General features: G+C 66.4%; 23 protein-coding genes. 7 read left to right on the forward strand and 16 right to left on the reverse strand.

Annotated elements, in window-relative coordinates; all coding sequences use genetic code 11:
• The first annotated feature begins 9 nt into the window (after positions 1-9).
• Both ACYVGS_RS02415 and ACYVGS_RS02420 read left to right on the forward strand, forming a co-directional pair.
• The gene (locus ACYVGS_RS02415; protein ID WP_460587035.1) at positions 10-1854 is read left to right on the forward strand and encodes a sensor domain-containing diguanylate cyclase; all 1845 of its coding nucleotides are present in this window, start codon (positions 10-12) and stop codon (positions 1852-1854) included.
• Entirely contained in the window at positions 1851-2441 is a 591-nt protein-coding gene (locus ACYVGS_RS02420) for an exopolysaccharide biosynthesis protein (RefSeq protein ID WP_460587036.1), read from the forward strand. Before ACYVGS_RS02415 ends, ACYVGS_RS02420 begins: the two co-directional genes overlap by 4 nt.
• Positions 2442-2450: 9 nt before the next feature.
• Here the strand turns inward: ACYVGS_RS02420 and ACYVGS_RS02425 are convergent, their stop codons facing one another.
• Positions 2451-3104 carry a TetR/AcrR family transcriptional regulator gene (locus tag ACYVGS_RS02425; RefSeq protein WP_460587037.1) on the reverse strand — a complete coding sequence of 218 codons (654 nt, stop codon included), beginning with the start codon at positions 3102-3104 and terminating at the stop codon, positions 2451-2453.
• 142 nt (positions 3105-3246) lie between these two features.
• On the opposite strand from ACYVGS_RS02425, the gene ACYVGS_RS02430 reads away from it, so the two are divergent.
• Together ACYVGS_RS02430 and ACYVGS_RS02435 are read left to right on the forward strand one after the other, a co-directional pair.
• Positions 3247-5625 (forward strand): arylsulfatase, encoded by a 2379-nt coding sequence (locus ACYVGS_RS02430; RefSeq protein WP_460587038.1) that lies wholly within the window; start codon positions 3247-3249, stop codon positions 5623-5625.
• Between the two features lie 35 nt (positions 5626-5660).
• Complete coding sequence (locus ACYVGS_RS02435; protein ID WP_460587039.1) at positions 5661-6413, forward strand: SDR family NAD(P)-dependent oxidoreductase; 753 nt, start codon at positions 5661-5663, stop codon at positions 6411-6413.
• 9 nt (positions 6414-6422) lie between these two features.
• On the opposite strand, the gene ACYVGS_RS02440 is transcribed toward ACYVGS_RS02435, so the two are convergent.
• The 5 genes from ACYVGS_RS02440 to ACYVGS_RS02460 form a co-directional block, all read right to left on the reverse strand.
• Complete coding sequence (locus tag ACYVGS_RS02440; protein WP_460587040.1) at positions 6423-6986, reverse strand: hypothetical protein; 564 nt, start codon at positions 6984-6986, stop codon at positions 6423-6425.
• Between the two features lie 7 nt (positions 6987-6993).
• Positions 6994-7395 (reverse strand): bactofilin family protein, encoded by a 402-nt coding sequence (locus ACYVGS_RS02445; protein WP_460587041.1) that lies wholly within the window; start codon positions 7393-7395, stop codon positions 6994-6996.
• Between the two features lie 254 nt (positions 7396-7649).
• Positions 7650-10055 (reverse strand): patatin-like protein, encoded by a 2406-nt coding sequence (locus tag ACYVGS_RS02450; RefSeq protein WP_460587042.1) that lies wholly within the window; start codon positions 10053-10055, stop codon positions 7650-7652.
• The gene (locus ACYVGS_RS02455) at positions 10052-11119 is read right to left on the reverse strand and encodes an LLM class oxidoreductase (RefSeq protein WP_460587043.1); all 1068 of its coding nucleotides are present in this window, start codon (positions 11117-11119) and stop codon (positions 10052-10054) included. Before ACYVGS_RS02455 ends, ACYVGS_RS02450 begins: the two co-directional genes overlap by 4 nt.
• Positions 11120-11147: 28 nt before the next feature.
• On the reverse strand, positions 11148-11777 hold the full coding sequence (locus tag ACYVGS_RS02460) for a DUF3565 domain-containing protein (protein ID WP_460587044.1): 630 nt from the start codon (positions 11775-11777) through the stop codon (positions 11148-11150).
• 177 nt (positions 11778-11954) lie between these two features.
• Between ACYVGS_RS02460 and ACYVGS_RS02465 the strand changes: the two genes are divergently transcribed.
• Positions 11955-12710: an SDR family NAD(P)-dependent oxidoreductase gene (locus ACYVGS_RS02465; RefSeq protein ID WP_460587045.1), complete on the forward strand. Its 756-nt coding sequence runs from the start codon at positions 11955-11957 to the stop codon at positions 12708-12710.
• A 59-nt stretch (positions 12711-12769) separates the two neighbouring features.
• Here the strand turns inward: ACYVGS_RS02465 and ACYVGS_RS02470 are convergent, their stop codons facing one another.
• The 5 genes from ACYVGS_RS02470 to ACYVGS_RS02490 all read right to left on the reverse strand — a co-directional run bounded on the left by ACYVGS_RS02470 (position 12770) and on the right by ACYVGS_RS02490 (position 16990).
• A complete protein-coding gene (locus tag ACYVGS_RS02470; RefSeq protein WP_460587046.1) occupies positions 12770-14875 on the reverse strand; it encodes a TonB-dependent receptor in 2106 nt (701 codons plus the stop codon).
• A gap of 116 nt (positions 14876-14991) precedes the next feature.
• Positions 14992-15327, reverse strand: coding sequence for a cupin domain-containing protein (locus ACYVGS_RS02475; RefSeq protein ID WP_460587047.1), 336 nt, complete (start codon positions 15325-15327; stop codon positions 14992-14994).
• A 63-nt stretch (positions 15328-15390) separates the two neighbouring features.
• Entirely contained in the window at positions 15391-15894 is a 504-nt protein-coding gene (locus ACYVGS_RS02480) for an energy transducer TonB (protein ID WP_460587048.1), read from the reverse strand.
• A gap of 99 nt (positions 15895-15993) precedes the next feature.
• Positions 15994-16479 carry an RraA family protein gene (rraA, locus tag ACYVGS_RS02485; protein WP_460587049.1) on the reverse strand — a complete coding sequence of 162 codons (486 nt, stop codon included), beginning with the start codon at positions 16477-16479 and terminating at the stop codon, positions 15994-15996.
• 64 nt (positions 16480-16543) lie between these two features.
• Positions 16544-16990 (reverse strand): VOC family protein, encoded by a 447-nt coding sequence (locus ACYVGS_RS02490; RefSeq protein WP_460587050.1) that lies wholly within the window; start codon positions 16988-16990, stop codon positions 16544-16546.
• A 118-nt stretch (positions 16991-17108) separates the two neighbouring features.
• On the opposite strand from ACYVGS_RS02490, the gene ACYVGS_RS02495 reads away from it, so the two are divergent.
• Positions 17109-17729, forward strand: a complete 621-nt coding sequence (locus ACYVGS_RS02495) for an IMPACT family protein (protein ID WP_460587051.1) — start codon at positions 17109-17111, stop codon at positions 17727-17729.
• Positions 17730-17814: 85 nt separating this feature from the next.
• Here ACYVGS_RS02495 and ACYVGS_RS02500 read toward each other — a convergent pair whose 3' ends face one another.
• Together ACYVGS_RS02500 and ACYVGS_RS02505 are read right to left on the reverse strand one after the other, a co-directional pair.
• Positions 17815-18441 carry an SAM-dependent methyltransferase gene (locus ACYVGS_RS02500; RefSeq protein ID WP_460587052.1) on the reverse strand — a complete coding sequence of 209 codons (627 nt, stop codon included), beginning with the start codon at positions 18439-18441 and terminating at the stop codon, positions 17815-17817.
• A 55-nt stretch (positions 18442-18496) separates the two neighbouring features.
• Entirely contained in the window at positions 18497-18862 is a 366-nt protein-coding gene (locus ACYVGS_RS02505; RefSeq protein ID WP_460587053.1) for a hypothetical protein, read from the reverse strand.
• Positions 18863-19205: 343 nt separating this feature from the next.
• Here ACYVGS_RS02505 and ACYVGS_RS02510 point away from each other — a divergent pair, with 343 nt between their 5' ends.
• Positions 19206-20186: a glycine-rich protein gene (locus ACYVGS_RS02510; RefSeq protein ID WP_460587054.1), complete on the forward strand. Its 981-nt coding sequence runs from the start codon at positions 19206-19208 to the stop codon at positions 20184-20186.
• A 90-nt stretch (positions 20187-20276) separates the two neighbouring features.
• On the opposite strand, the gene hxpB is transcribed toward ACYVGS_RS02510, so the two are convergent.
• Genes hxpB through ACYVGS_RS02525 form a run of 3 tightly spaced genes read right to left on the reverse strand, consistent with a single transcriptional unit; the run spans position 20277 to position 23050 of the window.
• On the reverse strand, positions 20277-20921 hold the full coding sequence (hxpB, locus tag ACYVGS_RS02515; RefSeq protein ID WP_460587055.1) for an HAD family hydrolase: 645 nt from the start codon (positions 20919-20921) through the stop codon (positions 20277-20279).
• A 25-nt stretch (positions 20922-20946) separates the two neighbouring features.
• The gene (locus tag ACYVGS_RS02520; protein WP_460587056.1) at positions 20947-21636 is read right to left on the reverse strand and encodes a VIT1/CCC1 transporter family protein; all 690 of its coding nucleotides are present in this window, start codon (positions 21634-21636) and stop codon (positions 20947-20949) included.
• A gap of 13 nt (positions 21637-21649) precedes the next feature.
• Positions 21650-23050 carry an aminotransferase-like domain-containing protein gene (locus ACYVGS_RS02525; RefSeq protein WP_460587057.1) on the reverse strand — a complete coding sequence of 467 codons (1401 nt, stop codon included), beginning with the start codon at positions 23048-23050 and terminating at the stop codon, positions 21650-21652.
• Positions 23051-23246 lie beyond the last annotated feature (196 nt).

The following is a 23246-nucleotide window of genomic DNA, read 5'->3' on the forward strand; positions in this document are numbered from 1 at the left end:
AGCAGCCGTATGACCCGATGGCCCCTGTCCCGGCTGTCGACACCAGGCCGGGCCTGTGCCCGGATTATGCTGACCTGCCTGCTGCTGGCCGCGGCGGCCGTGGCGAAAGCCGACATCCCCGAGCTGGCGCTGACCGCGGCGGAGAGCCAGTTGCTGGGCAATTCCCTGGTGCATGTCGTCGACAGCAGTGCTTCGCTGAACGCCAGCGACATCGCCGGCGGCCGCGTTCAACCCGACTGGCAGCCGGCCAGTGGCGAAACCCCCAACCTGGGCCTGGTCCGTGAGCCGGTGTGGTTTGCCGCGTGGCTGGAGAGCCCGCGCGATCTAGAACGCCTGCTGGTGATCGCCTACCCACCCCTCGATCACCTGGACCTGTCCCTGTGGCACCAGGGCCAGCTGGTGCAGCGCTTTGCCACCGGCGATCGCCTGCCCTTCGACAGCCGCCCGATTGAACATCGGCACTTCGTATTTCCCCTGCAGTTCAAGGCGGGGGAGCGCTACCTGCTTCTGCTGCGGGTTGAGACAACCGGGTCGGTACAGTTGCCCGCGTCCCTCTGGGAGCCCAGCCGCTACGTCGAGGAAACCCAGCACGGCCTGCTGCTCCAGGCCCTGTTTATTGGCATCATGCTGGCCCTGGCCGCCTACCACCTGCTGCTGTACTTCGCGGTACGGGACGTTGCCTACCTGTGGTATGTGGTGTTCCTGGGCACCTTCCTGATGGCGCAGGTATCCCTGCGCGGCCTCGGCCTGCAGTATCTCTGGCCCGATAACCCGGCTTTCAACCACCAAGCGATCCCGCTGTTCTTCTCGGTGGGCTTCGCCGTCGTCTGTATCTTCACTGACCGCTTCCTGGACGCAAAACGCTACAGCCCGGGCTGGTCCCGGGCCCTGCGCGGCCTGGCCGGTATCGGTGCGGCGATCGCACTCTGCGGCCTGGTGCTGCCCTACTCGGCGATCCTGATTGCCATCCTGGCTGGCTCAACGCTTGGCTCGGTGCTGATCTTCATCGGCAGTTGCCACCTCTGGGCCCGGGGCAGCACCCTGGCGCCCATCTTTGTGCTCGCCTGGTCGCTGTTTCTCGCCGGCAATATTCTGTTCAACCTGAGCAAGCTGGGTGTGCTGCCCAGCAGCACCTTTACCGAGTACCTGCCGCAGGTCGGTACCGTCCTGCAAATGCTCCTGCTCTCCTTCGCCCTGGCCTATCGCATCAACCTGGAGCGCGCCCGGCGTGAAGAGGCGCAGCAGCGCAACCTCGCCATGCAGCGCGAAGCCAACGAAGTCCTCGAGTCGCGTGTGGCCGAGCGCACGGAGGCCCTGGAGCTGGCCTACGATCAGTTGAAGGTCCTCAGCCAGCTTGACAGCCTCACCCAGCTGAAGAACCGCGCCTACTTCGACGAGGTCCTGGCGAAGGAGTGGTCGCGACACGCGCGGGAGTCGCGCAGCCTTGCACTGCTCCTGATCGATGCCGACCACTTCAAGCGCATCAACGACACCCGCGGCCATCTGTGCGGTGACGAATGTCTCCGGGTTATTGCCGCACTTTGCCAGGAGCAGGTTCAGCGCAGTAGTGACCTGGTATGCCGCTACGGCGGCGAAGAACTGGTTGTCCTGCTGCCGGGTACCGACACCGAGGGCGCCCTCGCGGTGGCCGAGGCCATCAGGCAGGCCATTGCCGGCGCAAATTTCCAGTGGCAAGGTGAAGCCGTGCCGCTGACCGCGTCGATTGGCGTGGCGGCCTGTGTACCGAATCCGGACCTCGCAGCCGACGCCTTGCTGCGCCAGGCAGACGAGGCGCTGTATGCCGCGAAAGGTGGGGGGCGCAATTGCACCATGGTCTACAACGCGAACCCATGAGCGACGACGCAGCCCGAAACCTGGAACAACTGCTGGAGCAGATCGAGACAGCCGCGCGCCGGGAGCACAGCCGCGTGACCACCGGGGAAATCCTGCGCGCGGTGGGCAGCCGCTCCTTCGCCCCGGTACTCATGTTGACGGGCGCACTGGTCACCTCGCCCCTGAGTGGCATTCCCCTGTTCCCCACCACCATGGCGATCATCGTGCTGCTGGTGTCCTTGCAGATGCTGGTCGGGCACCGGCATTTCTGGCTGCCGCGGTGGCTGCTGGCGCGCAACCTCGGGCGGGATACCCTGCTGCGTGTGCTGCAGCGCCTGTACACCCCGGCCAGCCTGATCGACCGGGTACTCAAGCCACGCATGACCTACCTGGTCAAGGGCCCTTCCCATCTGCTGATCGCGTTGATCTGCCTCGGCATCGCGTTCACCATGCCAGCGATGGAGCTGATCCCCTTCTCCTCGTCCATCGCCGGGGCGGCACTGTGTGCCTATGGCCTGGCGCTGGTCTCCCGGGACGGCCTGCTGGCCCTGATCGCACACTGCCTGGTAGGCATGATGGTGCTCGGCCTGGTCGCGCTCTCCGCCTGACCCGCGCGCCTAGGCCTGCAGCCCGGCAGCAACAAAGCGGAGGATGGCCTCGACCCGCTCCCAGGGATCAAAACCGCGGTAACCGCTGCCCAGCTGCCAGTCGGCCCCCTCCTCCCGCAGTGCCGAGAGCCCCCGCAGCATGCAGTGGGTCGACAGATCCAGGCGCAGCATCAACTCCGCCTCCGGCACGCCGGGGCGGCAGTGTTTGAGCGCGGTAAACTGGCGCTCGTAGATCGCCCGCATCCAGGGCTCGCCGGTGTAATTGAACAGGATTTCGTTGCGATCGCCGTAGAGCCGCGCCAGCAGGCAGACGTGGGCCATGCCATCCTCGCCGCCCTCGATCGCGGTGCGCGCCAGGGGCATCACCATGACCTCGGCAATCTCGCGCACGCCCAGCGGGCCCCGGGCCTCGCACAGCGCCAGCAGTTGCTGGCGCTCGCGCATCAAGGGCTCGATGTACTCGCTGATCAGTGCGACCAGCAGGGATTCCCGGGATCCGAAGTGATAGTGCAGGCTGCCGGGGCTGGCGCCCGCGGCGGCATTAATGCCGCGAATCGAGACCCCTTCCACCCCGTGCACGGTAATCAGCGAGCGCGCCGCGCGCAGCAGCCGCTCGCGGGTATCGCCCACCCCCGCCGCCGGACGGCTGTGTTTCGTGCTCATGCTATTGGACCCCCTTGTACATAGCACCCCGGTTGACCGCTCATCATACCCTAGCATAGGATTCACCAACTGTTTGAATCAAGTGATCTAAACCCTGAGTACACGGCCCGGGATCCTGCCCGGGCGCCGAGGAGACCTGCCCATGTCCATCGATACTGTCGATTCCATCCATCGGGGTGACGCCGCCCGCTCCGGTGGCTGGCTGTCCCGCGTGAGCCGCCGCGCCGCCGCCCTGTTTGGCGCCCTGGGCCTGGTCACGGCAGCCGCCGCATCAGTCGCCGCCCCGGCAAACGCCGCGCAGAGCACCGCCACACCCGACACCACTGCCAGCATCCCGGTATCGCGGGCACCCGAGGGCGCGCCCAACGTCGTGGTCGTGCTGCTCGACGACGTCGGCTTCGGCGCCACCGAGGCCTTCGGTGGCCCGGTACAGACACCCGCCCTCAGCGCATTGGCGAACGAGGGCCTGCGCTACAACCGTTTCCACACCACCGCCATCTGCTCGCCGACCCGCGCCGCCCTGCTCACCGGACGCGACGCCCACGCCGCCAACGTCGGCGCGGTACTCAACTCCTCCAGCGCCCTGCCCGGCTACCAGGGCCTGCTGCGGGAAGAGACCGCCACCATCGCCGCCATCCTGCGCGAGCAGGGCTACAGCACCGGCGCCTTCGGCAAGTGGCACCTGACCCAAACCTGGGAGGCCTCCCAGGCGGGCCCCTTTGACCGCTGGCCCACCGGGGTCGGCTTCGACAAGTTCTACGGCTTCATGGGCGGGGAAACCGACCAGTACGAGCCCACCCTCTACGAGGGCACCACCCCGATCCACCGCCCGGCCGGTGACGACTACCACGTGACCGAGGACATCGTCGACCAGGCCATCGACTGGATGGACGCGGTGCAGTCCCTGGATGCCGACAAGCCCTTCTTCCTCTACCTGGCACCGGGTGCGGTACACGCCCCCCTGCAGGTGGCACAGTCCTGGATCGACCAGTACGACGGCCAGTTCGAGGCCGGCTGGGACGCCATGCGCGAAGCCATTCTCGCGCGCCAGAAACAGCTCGGCGTGGTGCCCGCCGATACCCGGCTGAACCCGCGCCCGGACACCCTGCCCGCCTGGGATAGTCTGAGCGACGAAGAGCGGCAGGTGGCGGCGCGGCTGATGCAGACCTTCGCCGGTTTCCTGGAGCACACCGACGTGCAGATCGGGCGCCTGGTCGAGGCCCTCAAGGCCCGCGGCGAGTTCGACAACACCCTGTTCGTATACATCGCCGGCGACAACGGCAGCAGCGCCGAGGGCGGCCTGGCGGGCAGCATCAACTACCTGGGTTCCCTGCAGGGCCTGCCGGAAACCCTGGACCAGCAGCTGGATGCCCTGGAGCGCATCGGCGGCAAGGACACCTTCCCCCAGTACCCCGCCGGCTGGGCCTGGGCCCTGACCTCGCCCTTCCAGTGGGTCAAGCAGGTGGCCTCCCACCTGGGCGGCTCCCGGGTCGGCACGGTGATCAGCTGGCCGGCGGTGATCGGCGAGCAGGCCGGCGGCCTGCGCAGCCAGTTCAGCCACGTCAACGACATCGCCCCCACCATTCTCGACGCCCTGGACATCCCGCTGCCGGAAACCGTCAACGGCGTGGCACAACGCCCCATGGACGGCAGCAGCCTGCTGGCCAGCCTGCGTGACCCCGAGGCCCCCGAACACCACCCCACGCAGTTCTTCGAGGTGCACGGTAACCGCGGCATCTACCACGAGGGCTGGATGGCCTCGGCCTTCCACCAGCGCCTGCCCTGGACCGTGGGCGGCGTGATCCGGCCCACCCCGATGGAAGCCGACACCTGGGAGCTCTACCACCTGGAGACGGACTACAGCCAGTCCCGCGATCTCGCGGACAGCCACCCGGAAAAACTCGCCGAGCTGAAACAGCGCTTCCACGACCGGGCCGAAGCGCTCGGCATTCTGCCCCTGCGCAGCTCCCTCGACACCATGCAGTCCCACCCGGTGCCCCACCTCGGCGAGGGCCGCGATACCTTCGTCTACCGCGCCGGCACCGTAGGCATCCCCGAGGCCCAGGTCCCCAACCTGAAGAACCGCTCCTGGTCTGTGCTTGCCGAGCTGCGCGGGGAGCAGCCCCGCGGCGTGTTGGCCACCCTCGGCGGCACCGTCGGCGGCTGGTCACTGTTCCTCGACGCCGAGTCGCGCCCGGTCTTCCACTACCGCGTCTTCGAGCGCGGCGAACTGACCCTGCGCGGCGAACAGGCCCTGGACGGTGACCCGCAGGTCGCGGTGCACTTCGACTACGACGGCGGCGGCTACGCCCGCGGTGGCGAATTCCGCCTCGAGGTCGACGGCGAGGTGGTCGACCGGGGGCGCATCGAGGTTACCCCGCCGGCCTATTTCTCGATTGACGAAACCTTCGATATCGGTGTGGACACCGGCTCCCCCGCCGGCCATTATCCGGCGGAGAGCGACCTGGGATACGCCTTCCAGGGCGGCGAGATCGAGACAGTGACCGTGCAGCTGCGCTGACGCCCGGCGCAGCCCCGAGCGAGGAGATAACAACAATGAAACTCAACGGACAGATTGCCCTGGTCACCGGTGCCGGCCAGGGCGTGGGGCGCGGCATCGCCCTGGCCCTGGCAGCGGAAGGTGCAAAGGTCGCCGTGACCGGGCGCACCCTGGCGAAACTCGAGGACACCTGCGAGGCGATTGCCGCCGCCGGTGGCGAGGCACTGCCGGTGCAGTGCGACGTCAAGTCGCCCGAGTCCCTGCAGGCCTGTGTCGATGCCGTCGTCGGCCATTTCGGCGGCCTGAGCATCCTGGTCAACAACGCCCAGGAAGTGCCCCTGGGCACCCTGCTGGCGGTGGAGGAAAGCGCCGTCGCCACGGGCTGGGAGTCCGGCCCTTTGGCCACCCTGCGCCTGATGAAGCTCTGCCACCCCCACCTCAAGGGCCAGGGAGTGATCGTCAACCTGGCCTCCACCTCCGCCAAGCGCTGGGACATGGCCGGCTACGGCATCTACGCCGCCTGCAAGGAAGCCATTCGCTCGATCAGCCGCGCCGCCGCCTGCGAGTGGGGCCCCGAGGGCATCCGCACCAACGTCATCCTGCCCCTGGCCGCCTCACCGGCCCTCGCCGGCTGGATCGAGGAGCGCCCCGAGGAGGCCAGCGAGTTCTTCCGCACCATTCCCCAGCGCCGGGTCGGCGACTGCGAGGCGGACATCGGCCGCTTCGTCGCCCTCCTCTGCAGCCCGGACGCGGGCTATGTCAACGGCCAGAGTATCGCCCTGGACGGCGGGCAGGCCTTCCTCGGCTAAGGCCGGGGCCTAGGCCGGCAACAACAGCAACTCCAGCCGGCCGTCGCCGAGCAGCACACTGCGCTCGAAGCGAAAGTCGCTCAGGCAGGCTTGCAGGCGCGCCTGGGACAGGGGGGCGTAGCCGGCGATGGCGGCCGGGCGCGGGCTCAGGGCCAGGGTATCCCCGGCCAGAATCCCGAAGTGATGGGTGTTTTCCGGCGCGCTGCGCTTGTGTACGCCGAAGGCGTGGGCGCGGCTTCCCGGGTGGAGATGCGGCCGCAGCACGGCCTGCAGGGCCTGGATGGCTTCCACTGGCAGATAGTTGAAGAGGTCCCAAAACAACACCACGTCGAGACGCACATCCGTTGCCAACGGCAGCAGGGCTGACAGCTCGGCGGCGTAGTCGGGGGCCTCCTGCTCCCAGGCCAGGGGTAGCTCGGCGAACAGGTCGGCGATGTGCAGGCGACAGGGGCTGCCCGAGAAATGCGCCACGGTCTCCGGGCGAGCGGGCCCGAGGTCAAGCACCTCGAGGCGCCCCGCCCCCTCGGCCCGGGCGAGCAGTGCCGGCAGCAGCTGGGAAGTCTGGCGGCGCAAGCGGGGGTCAGCCGTGTTTCAGCTCCAGCTCCGGGTTGCCGCCCTCGGCGCCGGCTGCGAGATTGCCCGCGACCTTGGTCTTGGGTTTTGCGGCAGGCGCCTCGCCCGGGTCCATGTCGATGCTGCCCTTGAAGTGCGCCCCGTCCTCCAGGGTGACCCGCGGCGCCACGATATTGCCGCGGACCCGGCCGGTCTTGGCGATGATCACCTTCTCGTCGCCGGTGACATCACCGGCCACTTCACCTTCGATCTTCACCGTCTTGGCACGGATATCGGCGGTCACCTTGCCGGACTCCCCCACCGAAACGGTGTGCTGGCCCAGTTCGATGCTGCCCTCGACCCGTCCCTGGATCAGCAGGTCCTCGTCGCCGCTGACGGTGCCCTTGATATGAATGCTGGGTCCGATCATGGCAGTGCTCCTCACGGCAACCGGGTTGGACGACGGCCGGGGTGCCGGCACCGGGGCGCTTTCGGGTACCGCATCCTCGACCGGGGGCACGGCCGGGGTCGGGGTCTTGTTCCTGTTTCGATCAAACATCGGATCGCCACCTCAATGTTCACGGGCACTTGATCCTAGCAGGGCCACCGGCGGGGCGAAAGCGCCCCGTTAGGGGCATCTGGACTTTTCGTTCATTCGTTCCGGCTCCACGAGCGGCGCGGCGCTCAGAGCCGGCTGGCCTCCCCCTGCAGCTCGCGGATCAGCTCGCTCACCGCCGGCAGGTGGTTGGACTCCGCGCGCAGGATCGCGAGGAAGAGCTGGCGCTTGAAGTCGCGTAGGTCGACGCCCGCTTCCACCGCCTCGGGCACCGAGCTGCCGACAATATCCACCAGGCGCTCGGCGGCGGTGAGGCGCCCCCAGAGGTAGTCGTTCTCGCGAAAGCGCCGGGAGAAGAACGCGCCGAAATTGCCCAGGCGCACCCCGCGCAGGATATCCCGGGCACCGCCCTCGCGCAGGGTGTTGGCGTCGTCCACGGCGATGCGGTCCACCTTGATTTCCTCCAGCGCATCCATGTCCCGCTGCTGGTTCATGGGCAGGGTGAGCACGTCGTAGTAGGCAAAGCCGAAATAGGCCGTCAGCACCTCGCGGATCAGGGTCAGGTCCCCCACCGCCGCGCACCACTCCGCCAGCACGTCGTCCAGGGTGCTGTCGTAGTCGACCAGATCCAGCTTTTCCCGCACCCGCACCAGGAAGGCGTTCAGGTGGTCCCCCTGCAGGCTGCCACCGCGCTGGCCCAGGGTGCGACTGCGCCAGTCGAGCAGGTCCCGCAGGCGCCCGGAGCAGTGGTAGAGCCGCGCCTTGAGCTGGTCCAGGTGGCGGTGCCGCCCGGGAATACCGGCGGTGATCGGGTCGGTGTAGAGCTCGTTGCAGCGGCGAATCAGCAACAGCACCCGGCGCAGGCGGTAGCGCACATCGTAGTTGCGCAGGAAGCGCACCCAGGGCGCCTGCTCGCCGTGGCGGGCACTGAGGGCGGTTTCCCCCATGGGCCGGATGCGCTCCATGCGCGCCCAGGCCTGCACCCGGGCCATCGCCTCGGCGCGGCTGAGGCCGCGGGTGGTGTGCTGGAACAGCTCGCCCAGCTCCTCCAACAGGCCCAGCACCTTGAGCCGGGTGTAGCCCTCGTAGGCGTAGCCCGCCTGCACCGCGGAGCGGGTGCTGGCGTCGTTGCGCCAGCGGGCGATGGTGCGCGCGTCCGGCGGCGCGTCGAGCTGACGCTGCAGCAGATCGCCCATGCTCGCCAATACCTGGCTGCGCACCCCGTCGGCCACCTCGCGGTGCAGGTGCACCTGTTCGTTGAAGCGGGCGATTTCCTCCAGGTCGTCGCGGATCGGCTGGTGGCGGGGAATCCCCGACAGGGCACCGATGATGGTCTTGAAAAACTGCGGCACCTCGTGCTCCACCTCGCGGTGGATCTCCGGGTTGGGCTCCAGGTAGACCAGGCGGCGGTCGGTCTGGCGGTGGGCGGCGTGGCGGCGCACCGCCTCCAGGGCCACCGAGACCGGCTTGTTCATCAGGACGCTGCCGTCGATGTAGGCGGCGTCCTCGGCCCACTCCCCGGAGCGCCGGGAGGTCTTGAACTGGGTGCGTATGAAGTCATCGCGCCCCACCCAGCTGGCCTCTCGCTGCGCCAGCAGCTCGTCCATCTCCGGTAGCCGCGCCGGGGGAAAGGCGCCGGGAAAACTGCTGGTGGCGCGGGCGGCGAAGGCCAGGGAGGGCAGGTGATCGCGGTCGAGGTTGGAGCGCACCTTGCCCGCCGGCGTCAGCTGGTGGTGAAAACGGAACAGGTGGCGGTGCTCGCGCTCGTGAATCTCCGGCGGGTCGTGCAGGGCAATGCTCTGGGGGTGGCCCCAGAAATCCGTGGTGGTGACAAACAGCTCCAGCGGCAGGCCCGGCGGCAGCAGGGAGCGCTTGCCGCCCTCCCCCTCACTCTCCTCGTCGCCCATGGCCTCCAGGGCGTCCAGCATCATTGCGCTCATGCGGCTGCCGCTGAAGGGCGGCTCGAACCAGCGCGAGCGCATGAACAGGGACAGGTTCTGCAGCAGCTCGGGGGCATCCGGCGGCGGCCCCCCGCGCCGCACCCGGCGCCGCTGGCGCCAGCGCAACAGCCAGAACAGCGGCCGCATGTAGACCTTCGACAGCCGCCCCGCGCGGGCCTCCGGGTCGAGCAGCTCCTCAACATCCGCCAGATCCAGCCAGAGCTTGCGGTGCTTGTCCAGGGACAGGTCCCAGGCCAGGGCCCGCGCCAGCATGATGCCGTTGATGCCACCGGCGGAGGCGCCGGCGATCACGTCCACCAGCACCCGCAGGCGCACCGTGCCGCCGATCTGCTGCAGCAGGCGGAAGTAGACCGCCTCGGTATCCAGCTCGCCCCGGTGGCCGCCGGCATCGGCGTAACTGGCGGTCGCCGCGCGATCCTCGGGCAGCGCGTGGTAGGCGCGGGAGGCGCGCACCAGCTTGAGAATCTCCCGGCTGATGCCGTGCATGTACACCGCCAGGGAGACACCGCCGTAACAGACCAGGGCCAGGCGCAGCTCGCGCTCGGGAATCGCGTGGGGATCGCTGTCGCTCATGAGTCTGTCGCGGACTCCCGGGCACCGCTGGCGCGATAGGCCGCCAGCACCGGCTCGAACTCGCTCGGCGCCGAACCGTGGATCACCACGCTGTCGGCACCGTTGGCCAGCTCCCGGCGCCACTGGGCGGCGCAGGCCTCCGGCGTGCCCACCGCGGCGTGCAGCCAGTCCTCGGGAATCAGCTCACTGATCTGCTCCAGTTGCTCCAGGGTGGCCACGCTGTCGATCCCGCCGGGCACCGACTGCACCACCTCGCTGGCGCGAAAGCGCTCCAGCACCGCCGGGTCCCAGTCGTTGAGCTTGACCAGCAGTTCGGCGTAGCCGGGGGCCTGCATGTAGGTGGCCATCCGCGCCACGATCTTGCGCAAGTAATCCTCGCGACTGGGGTTGCAGGCCGTCGCCAGCACCGCGTGCAGCTTGACCGCATCGGGGTCGCGCCCGGCCCGCTCCGCGCCCTCGCGCACCAGCGCCCGGGCCCGGCTCAGCCCCTCGGGGGTGATGAAGGTATGCAGGTGCACGCCATCGAAATGCGCGCCGGCAAAGCGCAGGCTGGCGGGGCCGAAGCCGACAAAGTGCAGGGGAATCTCCGCCTGTAGCCACTTGCCCATGCTCAGGTAGGGGAAATGCCCCATCTCGCCGCGGTGGTCGAGCACGCTGCCGCCGGACCACAGGGTCTTCAGCAGCTCCAGGCCCTCGACGATCTGCGCATTGCTGACACTCTCCAGGCCCATCAGCTGGTTGCGAATCGCCACCCCCCGGGCCAGGCCCAGCTCGAAGCGCCCCCCGGAAATGTAGTGCAGGCTGGCACACATCGTCGCCAGCACCATCAGGTGGCGGGTGTGCAGGTTGGTGGCGGCGGTGGCCACGCGAATGCGCTCGGTGGACACCAGCGCGGCACTGCAGATCACCCCGGCGTCCTTGACGTCGAAGCGCTCCGAGAGCCAGACCCGGCCGAGCCCGAGGGCCTCGGCGGCGCGGGCCTCGTCGATGGCATCCGCCGGCGTCTGGGTGTGGCCGGGCAGCAGGTAACAGCTGAGCTCGGGAAATTCGGTGTGGCTGGTCATGGCTGGCACTCCCTGTGCGTTATTCGTGTCAGGCATCCCCGGGGCGCTGGCCACCGCACAGCACCTCCGTGATTGCCTCGGTATCCATGTACTCCTTCAGCGACAGCAGCTTGCCCTCGCGCCAGGTAAACAGGAAATGGTAGTGGTTGACGTAGTCCTGGCCGGAGACATGGCGCCCGCGCCCGGTGGCCTCCACCGCCACCCGGCTGCCCTCGGCAGTCACCGCGTGCACGGTGTAGTGCAGGCCCTGGGGGAAGGCCTCCAGCACGCTGCCGGCAAACTGGCGAATCTGCGACTTGTCATAGACCCCGGAAATCAGCGTGCCGCCCATGGTGTAGAGCTTGCCGTCCTCGGCGTAGGCCCCGGCGATATGTTCGGCATCGCCGCGGGCGATCGCCTGAATCAGTGCCAGGGTGCGCTCGCGATTGGACTCCACCACGGCCTTGGGCACCTTGGGCTCGTCGGCGGGCGCCCCCAGCTCGCACTTGCGGCAGTCCAGCCGGCTGCCCAGCATGGACTCCCGGCCGGCCTCGGTCTGCACCCAGGGGCGCTCGGTGAAGGGCGGCTGGTGGCGCACGTGCTGATAGTGGCCACAGGCCAGCTCCGCCACCCAGTCCCGGTTCTCGTCCTGATGATAGCCGCTGATCGGCTGTTGCATGCACGCTCCCCCGCGTATCTCTGACAGGCCCCGTTTATACCGCACCTGCCCGGCGACCGACAGCCACAAGCCCCGTGCAGACTAGCATGCTGCACTGGCAGGACTGGTTGACGGCGCCGCGAAGACCTAGAGTTTCACACCTTCAGGGAACATCACAAGCCAGGAGGACCTGCACCCATGTCTCAAGCACTCGAAAACAAGGCCGCCATCGTCACCGGCGGCGCCGGCGGGGTCGCCAAGGGCGTCGCCGCGGCCTTCGTCAAGGCCGGCGCCAGCGTATTGATTGTCGACCGCGACGAGGAGATGGGTCGCGCCACCGAAGCCGAGCTGCGCGAATTCGGCACGGTGCAGTTCATGGCCATGGACCTGGCCGACCACGCCGAACTGCCGCGCATCGTCGACACCGCCGTGGCCGCCTTCGGCAAGCTGGACGTGCTGGTCAACGCCGCCCAGGCCTCGCGCCAGAAAATGTTCATGGAGCAGAGCCGCGAGGACGCCAATATCGCCTTCGATACCGGCTTCTGGCCCACCTTCATCCTGATGCAGGCGGCCCAGCCGCACCTGGTCAAGACCCGGGGCTCGATCATCAACTTCGGCAGCGGTGCCGGCTACGCCGCCCAGCCGACCCAGGCCTCCTACGCCGCCGCCAAGGAAGCCATCCGCGCCATCTCCCGGGTCGCCTGTCACGAGTGGGGCCCCGAGGGCGTGCGGGTCAACGTGCTCTGCCCCTTCGCCAACTCCCCGGGGGTGAAAGCCTGGGCGGAACACTTCCCCGAGGCCTACGAGAGCCAGCTGTCCAAGGTTCCCCTGCGGCGCATCGGGGACTGCGAACAGGATATCGGCGCCGCCGCGGTCTTCCTCGCCAGCGATGCCGCCGCCTATGTCACCGGCCAAACCCTGATGGTGGACGGCGGCGGCACCCGTATCGGCTGAGCAAAAAAAAGCCGCCACCCGGAGGTGGCGGCACAACGTCCCATGGACGGAGGGAAAACTCAGAAGCGGCGCTGGTAGGCCAGGCTGAAGGAGCGGCCGACACCCTTGAAATTGCGCACGTCGTTGGCGTTCACCTGGGAGTAGTAGGTGAAGTAGTCGCGGTCGGTCAGGTTCTGCACCGCCAGGGTAAAGGTACCGCCCAGGGCCTGCAGGTCGGCACTCAGGTCCAGCGTGGTGTAGCCGTCGAAGCCGGCGACTTGCGTGCCCTCGCGGTTGTCGAAATCGCGATCCATCAGGTGATTCAGCTGCAGGCGGGTACTGACGGCCTCGCCCCAGCGACGATCCCAGCTCAGGTTGACCCGGTCCGGGGCGATGTTGCTGCCGTCGAGGTCGGAATCCACCCGGCCGTCCTGGTCGGAGTCGTAGCGACCGTCGGTCTGGGCAAAGCGCAGCCCCAGCAGGTCGGCCCCGGTCACCGCCCAGGTGGCGCGAAACTCGATGCCGTCCACCTCGGTCTGCTCGCGTTTCACCGTGTAAATCCCGTCGTCGCCGCGCTGCAGGCGCTGGCCAAAGTCCGAGTCGGACTCGTAGTAGCTGAGCTGGGCACTGAGCCGCTCGCCGCTGTATTCCAGGCCGAGCTCGGTGTTCTCGGTGAGAATCGGCTTCAGGTCGAGAAAGCTCTCCACGCTCTGCCCGGGCACGTTGATGCCGCGCAGCACCCGCCCGACGTCGGGCATGGAAAAGGCCTCGGCGTAGTTGGCAAACACCCGCCACTGCTCGGTGGCCTGGAAGGTGCCGCCGAAGTTGAAGAGGGTCTCGGAGAACTCCGGCTCGCCACCGCGGACGAACTGGCTGCCGTAGGACGCCAGGGTGGTGAAGTCGTCCACCTCCAGGCGCGACTTCTCGTAACGCAGCCCGGTGGTCAGGGTCAGCCGCTCGACGCCGGTGTACTCCGCCTGCAGGTAGGGCGCGACGTTCTGGTACAGGGTCTCCGGTACCCAGGTGCGGCCGGTCTGGATCAGCGCCTGCCAGGTTTCGTCTTCCAACACATCGACCCCATAGACCAGGCTCAGGGGCAGGCCGGCGACGCTGTCGCGCGCCAGGGTCACCTTCACCCCGCGCTTCTCGGAGTTGTTCTGGGACTGGTCCAGTAGATCCGGGCCGTAGGCCGGGTCCTGGAAGGTGCGAATCGGGTTGGCCTCGGCACCGTAGGTGGCGGCGAAATCCTGGCTGAAGGCCTGCACCCGCAGCTGGTGCCCGAGCACCGCCTCGTGGGTGTAGTTGAGGCTGAGGGTGGTGACCTTGTTGCGCGCGCCCTCGCCGGAAATATCGCCCTTCACCGCGCCGCTGGGAATGCCCGCCTCGACATCCCCCGGCACCGAGATCCAGTCGTTGTTGCCCTCGATATCGTAGCGGTTGGCCATCAGCTCCAGGCGCTGGTTTTCCCAGTTGTAGCCGGCCTTGAGAAAGGCGTCGAAGGACTGCGAGTCCATGCTGTCGCCCTGGGTGTTGTCGGCGCCGATCACCTCGCCGTTGGCGTCGTAGGCAATGCCGCTCTCCCGCCAGCTCACGCTGGCCAGCACATCCGCCGCGCCGAAGCTGTTGGACAGACTGTAGCTCACCCCATAGTCCGCGCTCTCGCCCGGGTCCTCTTCCTGGAACGAGGTATCCACCCGCAGGCTCTGGGTCAGCTCCTCCGAGGGCTTGCGGGTAATCAGGTTGATGATGCCGCCGGAGGCCCCGAGGCCGTGGATGGCGTTGGCGCCGTGCAGCACCTCCACCCGCTCCAGCAGGATCGGGTCGATGGTGTGGCCATCGCGACCGCCGCTGCGCAGCGGGTTGGACTGGGGCACCCCGTCGATCATGTACAGGGGCTTGCGGCCGCGCAGGCTCTCCCCCGCGTTGGTCATCTTCTGGCGGCTGGGGGAAAAGCTGGGGATCAGGTTGCCCAGCACCGTGGACAAGTCATTCTGCACCGCCAGCTGCTGGCGCAGCTCGGTCTCGTCGATCACCGTCACCGTATTGGGGATGGTACTGAGGGGCTTGTCGACCCGGGTGGAGGTGACCACCACCTCCTCGACCAGGCCCTGGGCCTGCAAAGACGACGCGGCAAACACGCCGCAGGCGAGCAGCGAGAGTGACACAGACGGACGGCTGCGGTGCATGGAGAACCCCCTTATAGAACATTATCGAAGCGCGACGGCCATCCGGCCGCTCAATGGCCGCGAATCTTATTGTATTCGATAATGATTCTCAATAGCGAAAGAGGATTTCCGCTTATTCACGCCTGTGTCGCCGCCTCGGCCGCGCCTGCATCCGGGTGGAGGTGTATCGCCAGCCACAGGGTTCCGGCCTCGCAGCGCAGCACCCGGTGAACGGTGCCGGCAGGCAGGAAACGGTAGTCGCCCTCTCCCAGGGTCACCGTTTCGCCGGCCACCTGCATCACGGCCCCACCGCGGAGCAGAAGCACCCACTCGTCCTGTTCCTGCACGTAGTCCACCGGCTCGATATCGGCGGAACTGACAATGCGCTCGATCACCAGGTTGCGGTGGGCGAGGAGCGTGTCGAAGCGCTCACCCCGGGTGGGCGTGTTGAGGCTGGCGAAAAGGTTGTTCAAGGTGATCTCCGTGGGTGATGTCGGCTCGGGTGATACACGGCCACAAGAATGTTTTCCGCGGGTTCATCGGATCTCATTGACAATACTGGGCGGCGGTTTCGGCTCATCTTCGCGGGTAACCTGAGACGCTGTACAGTCCAGGGTCTCGACCGAGCATCTGACGCGGTTGTGGGGATGATCCTTCGGGCGATAACTGCGCTCCCTGAATTCAGCAGGGGAAAACCAGAACTGTTCAAGCATGCCCCTGACGGGAAGCGGCTGGCTGTCTGGCTCATGCTGCCGGTGAATAAATGGCTGATAGACAAACTGCGTGATGGCCATTTCTACCGCCTGTTCAAAGTAACCCTCCGGCTTGCATGTCAGCTCGCTGAGCTGATTCACGCGCCCCCCGCCATCAATGGCAAACCTCACCATGCACTTTCCATCGATACCCGCCTTCAAGGCGGAATCGGGGTACTCGGCATGGACTCGCAGTACGGGAAAGTGGTCATCCGAAACCGGGTAGTCGCCATGTACTCGCCAGGAGAAACATGACAACAGGCATACGGCCAATACTGCTCGCTTCATCAGGTCGAACGCTCCTTGCCGGAAATGTTCCGACGCCAGCCACCACTGCTGGACCTTTTGAACATCAGCTGGTGTCGTGCCTACAAAAAGAACCCGTATTTATATCGCTAGCTCCCTTGGCGCCACCAGGACACCATCGTTATCCGCATACAGGTAGTGCCCCGGCACAAAGGTCACACCACCGAAGGTGACCGGCACATTGAGGTCACCGATGCCGCACTTGTCGGTTTTCAGCGGAATACTGGCCAGGGCCTGCACGCCCAGATCCAGCTCGGCCAGGGCATCCACGTCGCGCACGCAACCGTAGATGACCAGGCCCGCCCAGCCGTTGTCGACGGCATTGGCGGCGATCATGTCACCCAGCAGTGCCCGGCGCAGGGAGCCACCGCCGTCCACCACCATCACCCGGCCCTGCCCCGGCAGCGCGGCCTGTTCCTTGACCAGAGAGTTGTCCTCGTGGCACTTGATGGTGACGATCTCGCCGCCGAAACTGGCGCGCCCGCCGAAGTTGATCATCATCGGCTCGAGCACGCTGACCGCATCCGGGTAGGCATCACAGAGGTCTGGCGTGGAAATGCTGTTCACGAAGGCTATCCTCCCTGCCGAATCAGGACGACCAGTATCGCGGCCGCCCCGTCAATTGCCAAAGCTACTTGCCGGTAATCTGCGCCAGTGTGATCGAAAAGCCACACTCAGGGGCCGTGTTGAGCACGTGCTCTTCATACTTGCAGAACAGGGCGTCCAGGTGCGCGTCGATTTCCTCCTGGGTAAAGTCCAGGGAGTGTGAACACTCGACACCGGTCGCCCTGGCCCGCTCCAGTGCATCCGCAGCACTGTTGTAATTGAACACCACATTCATGACGCCCTCCCCCTTGTGCTTGAGGTAGGGGGACACCACACTGTCGTTCTCGCGCCCCTTCATGGGTGCGCACAGCTCGATGCCGGCATCCCAGCTGATGGCCACATTGATGCCGTAATTCTCACCCGTCCAGTCGGCGCTGTGGAAGGTCGCCCCGAGAAGCTCGGAGTAATAGCGCTTCGATTTCTCCAGATCGTGAACGGCCACGATAATGCGATTGATACCCCTCAAATTCATCCTGAGCCTCGTTAGATAGTGTTGGTATTATTGCGCGGCGCTACGCTGCGACTTCGACTATAGCCCCACTGGCTGGCAACCGGTAGTATCGGGCCCTGGCTTATACCTCTGCATCCGCATGGCTTACCCGATTCCTTCCGAAAGCGTCGAAACCGAGCTGGAAGTCAAAAAGAGTCGCTTTATCACCCGCGCCGCGATAGCCCCCGATCGCAGTGCCGCGATGGCGGTGCTGGAACAGGCCCGCCGCGACTATCCCGATGCCCGCCATCATTGCTGGGCCTATCTGCTGGGCAACCCGCAGCAGCCCGGCAGCCTGGCGATGTCGGATGACGGCGAACCCTCCGGCACCGCCGGCAAACCCATCCTGAATGTCCTGCAGCACAGCGGCATTGGCGATCTCGTGGTCGTGGTGATCCGCTATTTTGGCGGCATCAAACTGGGTGCGGGGGGCCTGGTGCGCGCCTACTCGGCGGCGGCGCAACAGGCCATCGACGCACTGCCCGTCGAACAGCGTGTGCCCCGCATCCACTGTCGCGTAGCCTGCGACTTCGCCCAGGAGCACTACCTGCGCCACTGGCTGACCGGGCAGGATGCACTCCTCGGCGAGGCGCTTTACTCGACGGGCGTGGAATTGCCCGTGGACCTGCCTGTCGCGGCACTGGCGGACTTGCAGGGCGAGGCACTGGCACAAGGCTGGGAGTTGCGCGAGTTGCCGGATACCGACGGGAAAAAGCAGTAGCCAGCAGCCTCCTGTGGCCGCAGGCCTCGTCGGGGCCGGTATCGGAATAATCAGTGGGCAGCTAGCGTAGCGATTGCGACCTGGCTCACTGCCTGGCGCGAATCACCAGCATCTCGGTCGCGCCTTTCTGAAACTGGTAGGTGACCCGCTGCAGCGCGGTTTCCAGCCCCCGGTCTGCGAGCGCCTGGCGCACGGCAGGCAGATGGGGCGAGGGAGCGCCGTCCAGGGACAGCAGCGGGTAGACCCGCACTTCCTCCGCCACCCGGCAGAGTTCCCGCAGGCCGTCGACATGCTGCTGCCGGTTCAGGTGGTCGCTGTAGAGAAAAAGGAAATGCGACACCAGCGCCAGCTCGAACTGCCGATCGGCAAAGGGCAGGGCCGGCAGCGAGGCACAGAGGTAGCGGCCGGCTGACCGTCCGGCGTCATAGTCGCGCAAAAAGTCCTCCATCGCGGCCATGCGCGTGGCGCCCAGGGCTTCGAGGTTGGGGATGCTCTCCCAGACATAGTCCGACACATGCTGCGCCATCTGCCCCATGACCTCGGGGTAGACCGCATGGATGCGGTCGCGCAGCTGCTCGGCACTGAACTGGTAAACCGGGTCGACCGAGGCCACCGCCCCGCCCTGCCGCGTGAGGACCGCATTGAAGCTGGCGGGGCCGTCACCGCAACCGAGAATGGATTTGTGCAGGTCCGCTGCGTTCAGATCGAACATGGCGCAGTACTCCTCGAAGGAGCGGCCCCAGGGGACAATGGTGTGGAGGTTCAAGTCACCAGCCCCAACTTCCGCTCTCTTCGATCAGTATCTCGGCATCCTCGGCGACCACCTGAAACAGGCCGGAGGCAAACACGCGATAGATCACCGAGCCATCGCGAAATACATAGCCCTGAAAGCGACAGGGCGTCACACCATCGGCGCACAGACCGTGCAGGGTGGAGCCCGTGAGGACGGTCTTCCTGCCGGTGTCGACGGAGGGGCCCTCGTACTTCACCCTGTCGCAAGTCACGTTGCCCTCGGCACAGAGGTCGGTCACTTCAATTTGATAGTTCGCCGTTGTCAGGGTGCTGGCCTGCCCCGACAGCGCAAGGCCGGTCAGGCAAAGCCCGGCAAGTGGCAGGGCCCGTATCCGCTTCATGCCCCTCAGACTCATGCTGCACCTCAGTGTGATGCCAAAATGGGCAGGCGCAGATGACATACCCGCAACGCGGTGCCCATCCCCCGGAGCATCAGACGCCGCACTGCCGCTTGCCTCGCTTATATCACGCCGCCTCGCCCCCTCAAAGCAAGGGCTGCGAAAGTGCGCAGCCGTTCACAACTGCTGCGAGGACGCCAGCGGTCATGGCCATGGCACCCCAAAAGGCCACTATCGACATCCCCTGTCTTGCTGGTCGACTCGTCCAGCAACCTGCAATTAGACTTGATTGAATATTGTGGATATAGTCAAGTTCATCTAACAATCATCGTATGTGGGGGATCTGGTGAACTACCGAATATCATCGGCTTTATGTGTCATCGCAATGACACTGACAAGCTTACAAGCGCACGCTCAGACATTTTCGTATACCGGCTCTCCCCAAACATACACTGTCCCTGCCGGTGTCAGCCAAATTCAGATTGAAGCTTGGGGTGCCTCCGGTGGAGGTAGCTCCGGCGGCGCTGGCGGATATGCCACGGGTTTACTGGATGTGACACCCGGTCAGCAGTTGTACATCTATGTAGGCCAGCAAGGTCAGACAAGTGGCGATGATGAGGGCTCCGGCGGGGGCGCTTCAGACGTCAGAACCGTGGGAGGCAATTGGTACGATCCCACGAGCCTCAACAGTCGACTCATCGTTGGAGCAGGCGGGGGCGGCTCCGGCTCTGCAGGCGGAGGAGTCGGTATAGGTGGTGCGGGTGGCGGTGACACCGGCACCGACGGCAGTTGGAATGACGATTCCCAGGGAACCCAGTTTGGTCTTGGCGCCACGCAAATTAGCGGTGGCGGCTTCGACGTGGGAGATGAAGGTGATGAGAATTGCCTGGGAGCCATGGAGGGTGCTTTTGGATACGGCGGAGATGCGCGTTATTTCGGCAGGGGTGACACTTGCACTGACGTTGAGTTCTATAACGGACAAGACCCGTGGGATTATCGTGCTACCTTTGGTGCCTTCAATGGCGGCGGCACCTACGACGTGAGAGGGTTAGAGTCCGGCGGCGGCGGCGGTGGGTGGTATGGCGGCGGCGCCCCTGGCTCCGGTGACTTCGGCGGCGGTGGGGGCGGTGGCTCCTCCTACATCGGTGGCGTATTGAGTGGCTCTACCACCTCCGGGTTACGAGTAGGGGATGGTGAAGTCATTATCACAGTCACCGCCCAGCAAGCTGTGGAACCCGAACCGGTACCGGCCATGAGTTTTTGGAGTCTGGGCATCCTCTCAGGCATGATCAGCTTCCTGGCGCTGTATTATCGCCGCAGAAAGTAAAGACATTGCTTTTGCACACTGAATAAACCCCGCCACAGAGCGGGGTTTTCTTTTTCGATTGAACAGGACGCTGCGAATGTGCGCAGCCCTTTACAGTTGCTCCGAGAACGCCAGCAGGGAACGCCACTTGCCGTCGGCCAGTGCGTACTCCGGGTTGTCAAAGTCATGCGCCGGTGGCACCACGACAGTTCGCAAACCCGCCGCCCGGGCCGCGCGCATGCCGGAGACCGAGTCCTCGAAGGCGAGGCACTGGGCCGGGGCGACATCCAGCTTTTGCAGCGTGGAGAGATAGACCGCCGGGTCCGGCTTGCCGCGTTCGACATGCTCCGATGACGAGGTTTCGTGAAAGAACGGCGCGATATCGAGGGTCTCCAGCACCGTGGCGATCAGGCGGTGCGGGGCATTCGTCGACAGCCCCACCCGGCAATTGCGGCCGTGGAAGTGGTCGACGACCTCCGGCACACCCGGCAGGGGCGCACCGTGCTGCCGGATCAGGGCGTCGACGCAGTCAATCACATCGTTTTCCACCGCCTCAAGCGAGCGGCCCGTCCACGGGAATCGCCGGTACCAGAACGCGGTCACCTCGCGGGTGGTCATGGATGCCGTCTGTCGGCACATGTCCTGGGACAACTCCACCCCCAGGGCAGAAAAGACCGTTTTCTCCGCTTCCGCCCAGAAAGGTTCGGAATCAATCAAGAGACCGTCCATGTCAAAGATCACGGCGCTTGCGATCACCGGCTTACCTCCTTGTAACAAGCCATCAAATGGCAACCCCGAACAATGCGCCAGCGCCAGCGGTCAGGGCCATGGCCAGGGCACCCCAAAAGGTCACCCGACCGGCCGCAATCAGCACAGGCGCGCCGCCCGCTTGGGCGGCCAGTGCACCCAGCAAGGCAAGGAAAAACAGGCAGCTGCCGGGGATGGCCCACATCAGTGCAGAAGCCGGGAACAACAGGACCACGAGCAGCGGCAGCGCCGCGCCCACCGAGAAGGTCGCGGCCGACGCAAAGGCAGCCTGAATCGGGCGCGCGGTCGACACCTCGGAAATACCCAGCTCATCGCGCGCATGCGCCGCAAGCGCGTCGTGGTCCATGAGTTGCGCGGCGACTTGATTGGCCAGCGCGGGTTCCAGGCCCCGACCGACGTAGATCTCCGCCAGCTCCGCATGCTCTTGCACCGGCGCGCGTGCCAGCTCCTTCCGCTCTTTGGCGAGGTCGGCTTTCTCCGTATCCGACTGGGAGCTGACCGACACGTATTCACCGGCGGCCATCGACATCGCGCCGGCGACAAGGCCGGCCACACCCGCAAGCAGCACCGCCTCGGTCTCCGCACCGGCGGCCGCCACCCCCAGGATCAGACTGGCGGTGGAGACAATGCCGTCATTGGCCCCAAGCACCGCAGCGCGAAGCCAGCCAATCCGATCGGTTCGGTGCTTTTCCGTATGCCTCATGGCCAGCTCCTGTTCAAACCCTGAGAAGGCGCGCCAGCGCTTCCAACGCGCGCTCGACCCGTGCGTCCCAGCGTACCGCACAATTGAGCCGCAGGCAGTTGCTGAACTTTCCGGTCACCGAGAACAGGTGCCCCGGCGCGAAACTGACCCCCGCCTCCAGCGCCGGCCCGATCAGCTGGCCGGTATCGACCTTGCCCGGCAGCTCGATCCACAGGACAAAGCCCCCCGCCGGACGGCTCACCCGGGTCTCGGCGGGAAACAGCTGGCTGACGCGTTCCACCATGCGCGCCACGGAGTGGGCGTGGCGGGCGCTGGCCTCGCGCATCATCCGCCCGTAGCTGCCCTTCTCCAGCACCTCGGCCAGGGCCAGCTGCGCGGGGGTGCCCACGCAGACCGTATTGACGAACTGCAGGTACTCCGCGCGGTGCTGGTCGGCGCCGGGGACCAGCCAACCCACGCGCAGGCCGGCGGCCAGGGTCTTTGACGAGGACGAGCAGTAATACACCAGGCCCTCGCGATCCCAGCTCTTGATCGGCCGGGGGCGCGGGCCGCTGAAGGGCAGATCGCCATAGATGTCGTCCTCTACCAGGGGCACCCGGTGGCGGGCCAGCAATTCCAGTATCGCCTGCTTGCGCGCATCCGACAGGCAGACTCCCAGGGGGTTGGAAAAATTCGGCACCAGCACACAGGCCGCCACGGGCCAGCGCTCGAGGGCCAGCTCCAGGGCGCCCAGGGAGATGCCCTCCAGGGGGTCGCTGGGCAACTCCAGGGCCTTGAGGCCGAGGGCCTCCACCACCTGCAGCAAGCCGTAATAGGTCGGTGACTCCAGCAGCACGGTATCCCCGGGGCGGGTGAGCAGCTTGAGGGCGATGGCGATGGATTCCTGGCAGCTGTTGGTGATCAGCACCTGGTCGGGGCCCACCGCACACTGCAAGCCCGCCAGCTGACGCGCGATCTGCGTACGCAACTCGAGGGTGCCGGGGGGAAAGGCGTAGCCGATACAGCGCCGGCGCTGCTCCCGCCAGACCCTGCGAAAGGCCTTCTCGATTACCGCGGCGGGCATGTAGTCCGGGTCCGGCACCGCGGTGCCGAAGTTGACGATGGCCGGGTCCTGCACCGACTGGATGATCTGCAGCAGCTGCTCCTGCCCGGTCACCGGCTGCGGCCGGCGGCTGCGCGGGCGCGCCCGGGGCATGGCCCGCTGGGCCACCGGCGGCAACACGTAATAGCCGGAACGCGGGCGCGCCTCGAGGATGCCCCGGCGCTCCAGCTCCCGCGCGGCGCTGACCACGGTAGACACGCTCACGCCGTGGCTGCCGCTCAGGCGCCGCACCCCCGGCAGGGCACTGCCCACCGGGTACACGCCCTCGCTGATCAAGGCCTGCAGTCGATCCGCGAGTGTTTGGTACAACATGGCCGCCTCCCCTCCTCTCACGCCACCCGCGCGGCTGCCCTCACCGGCGACAGCCTAACCGGCCGGCGCCAGCGACAGCGGTACAGATGCCGCCATAGGCACCGGCACAGTTTACTCAAACGCCTTCTGTACCGGTTCATTTTCGTTTTTCTGGATCTGTATTGCTCGCCATTCTGACTCTAGCATGGGGTGAAAG

This window comes from Haliea atlantica, assembly GCF_054779855.1.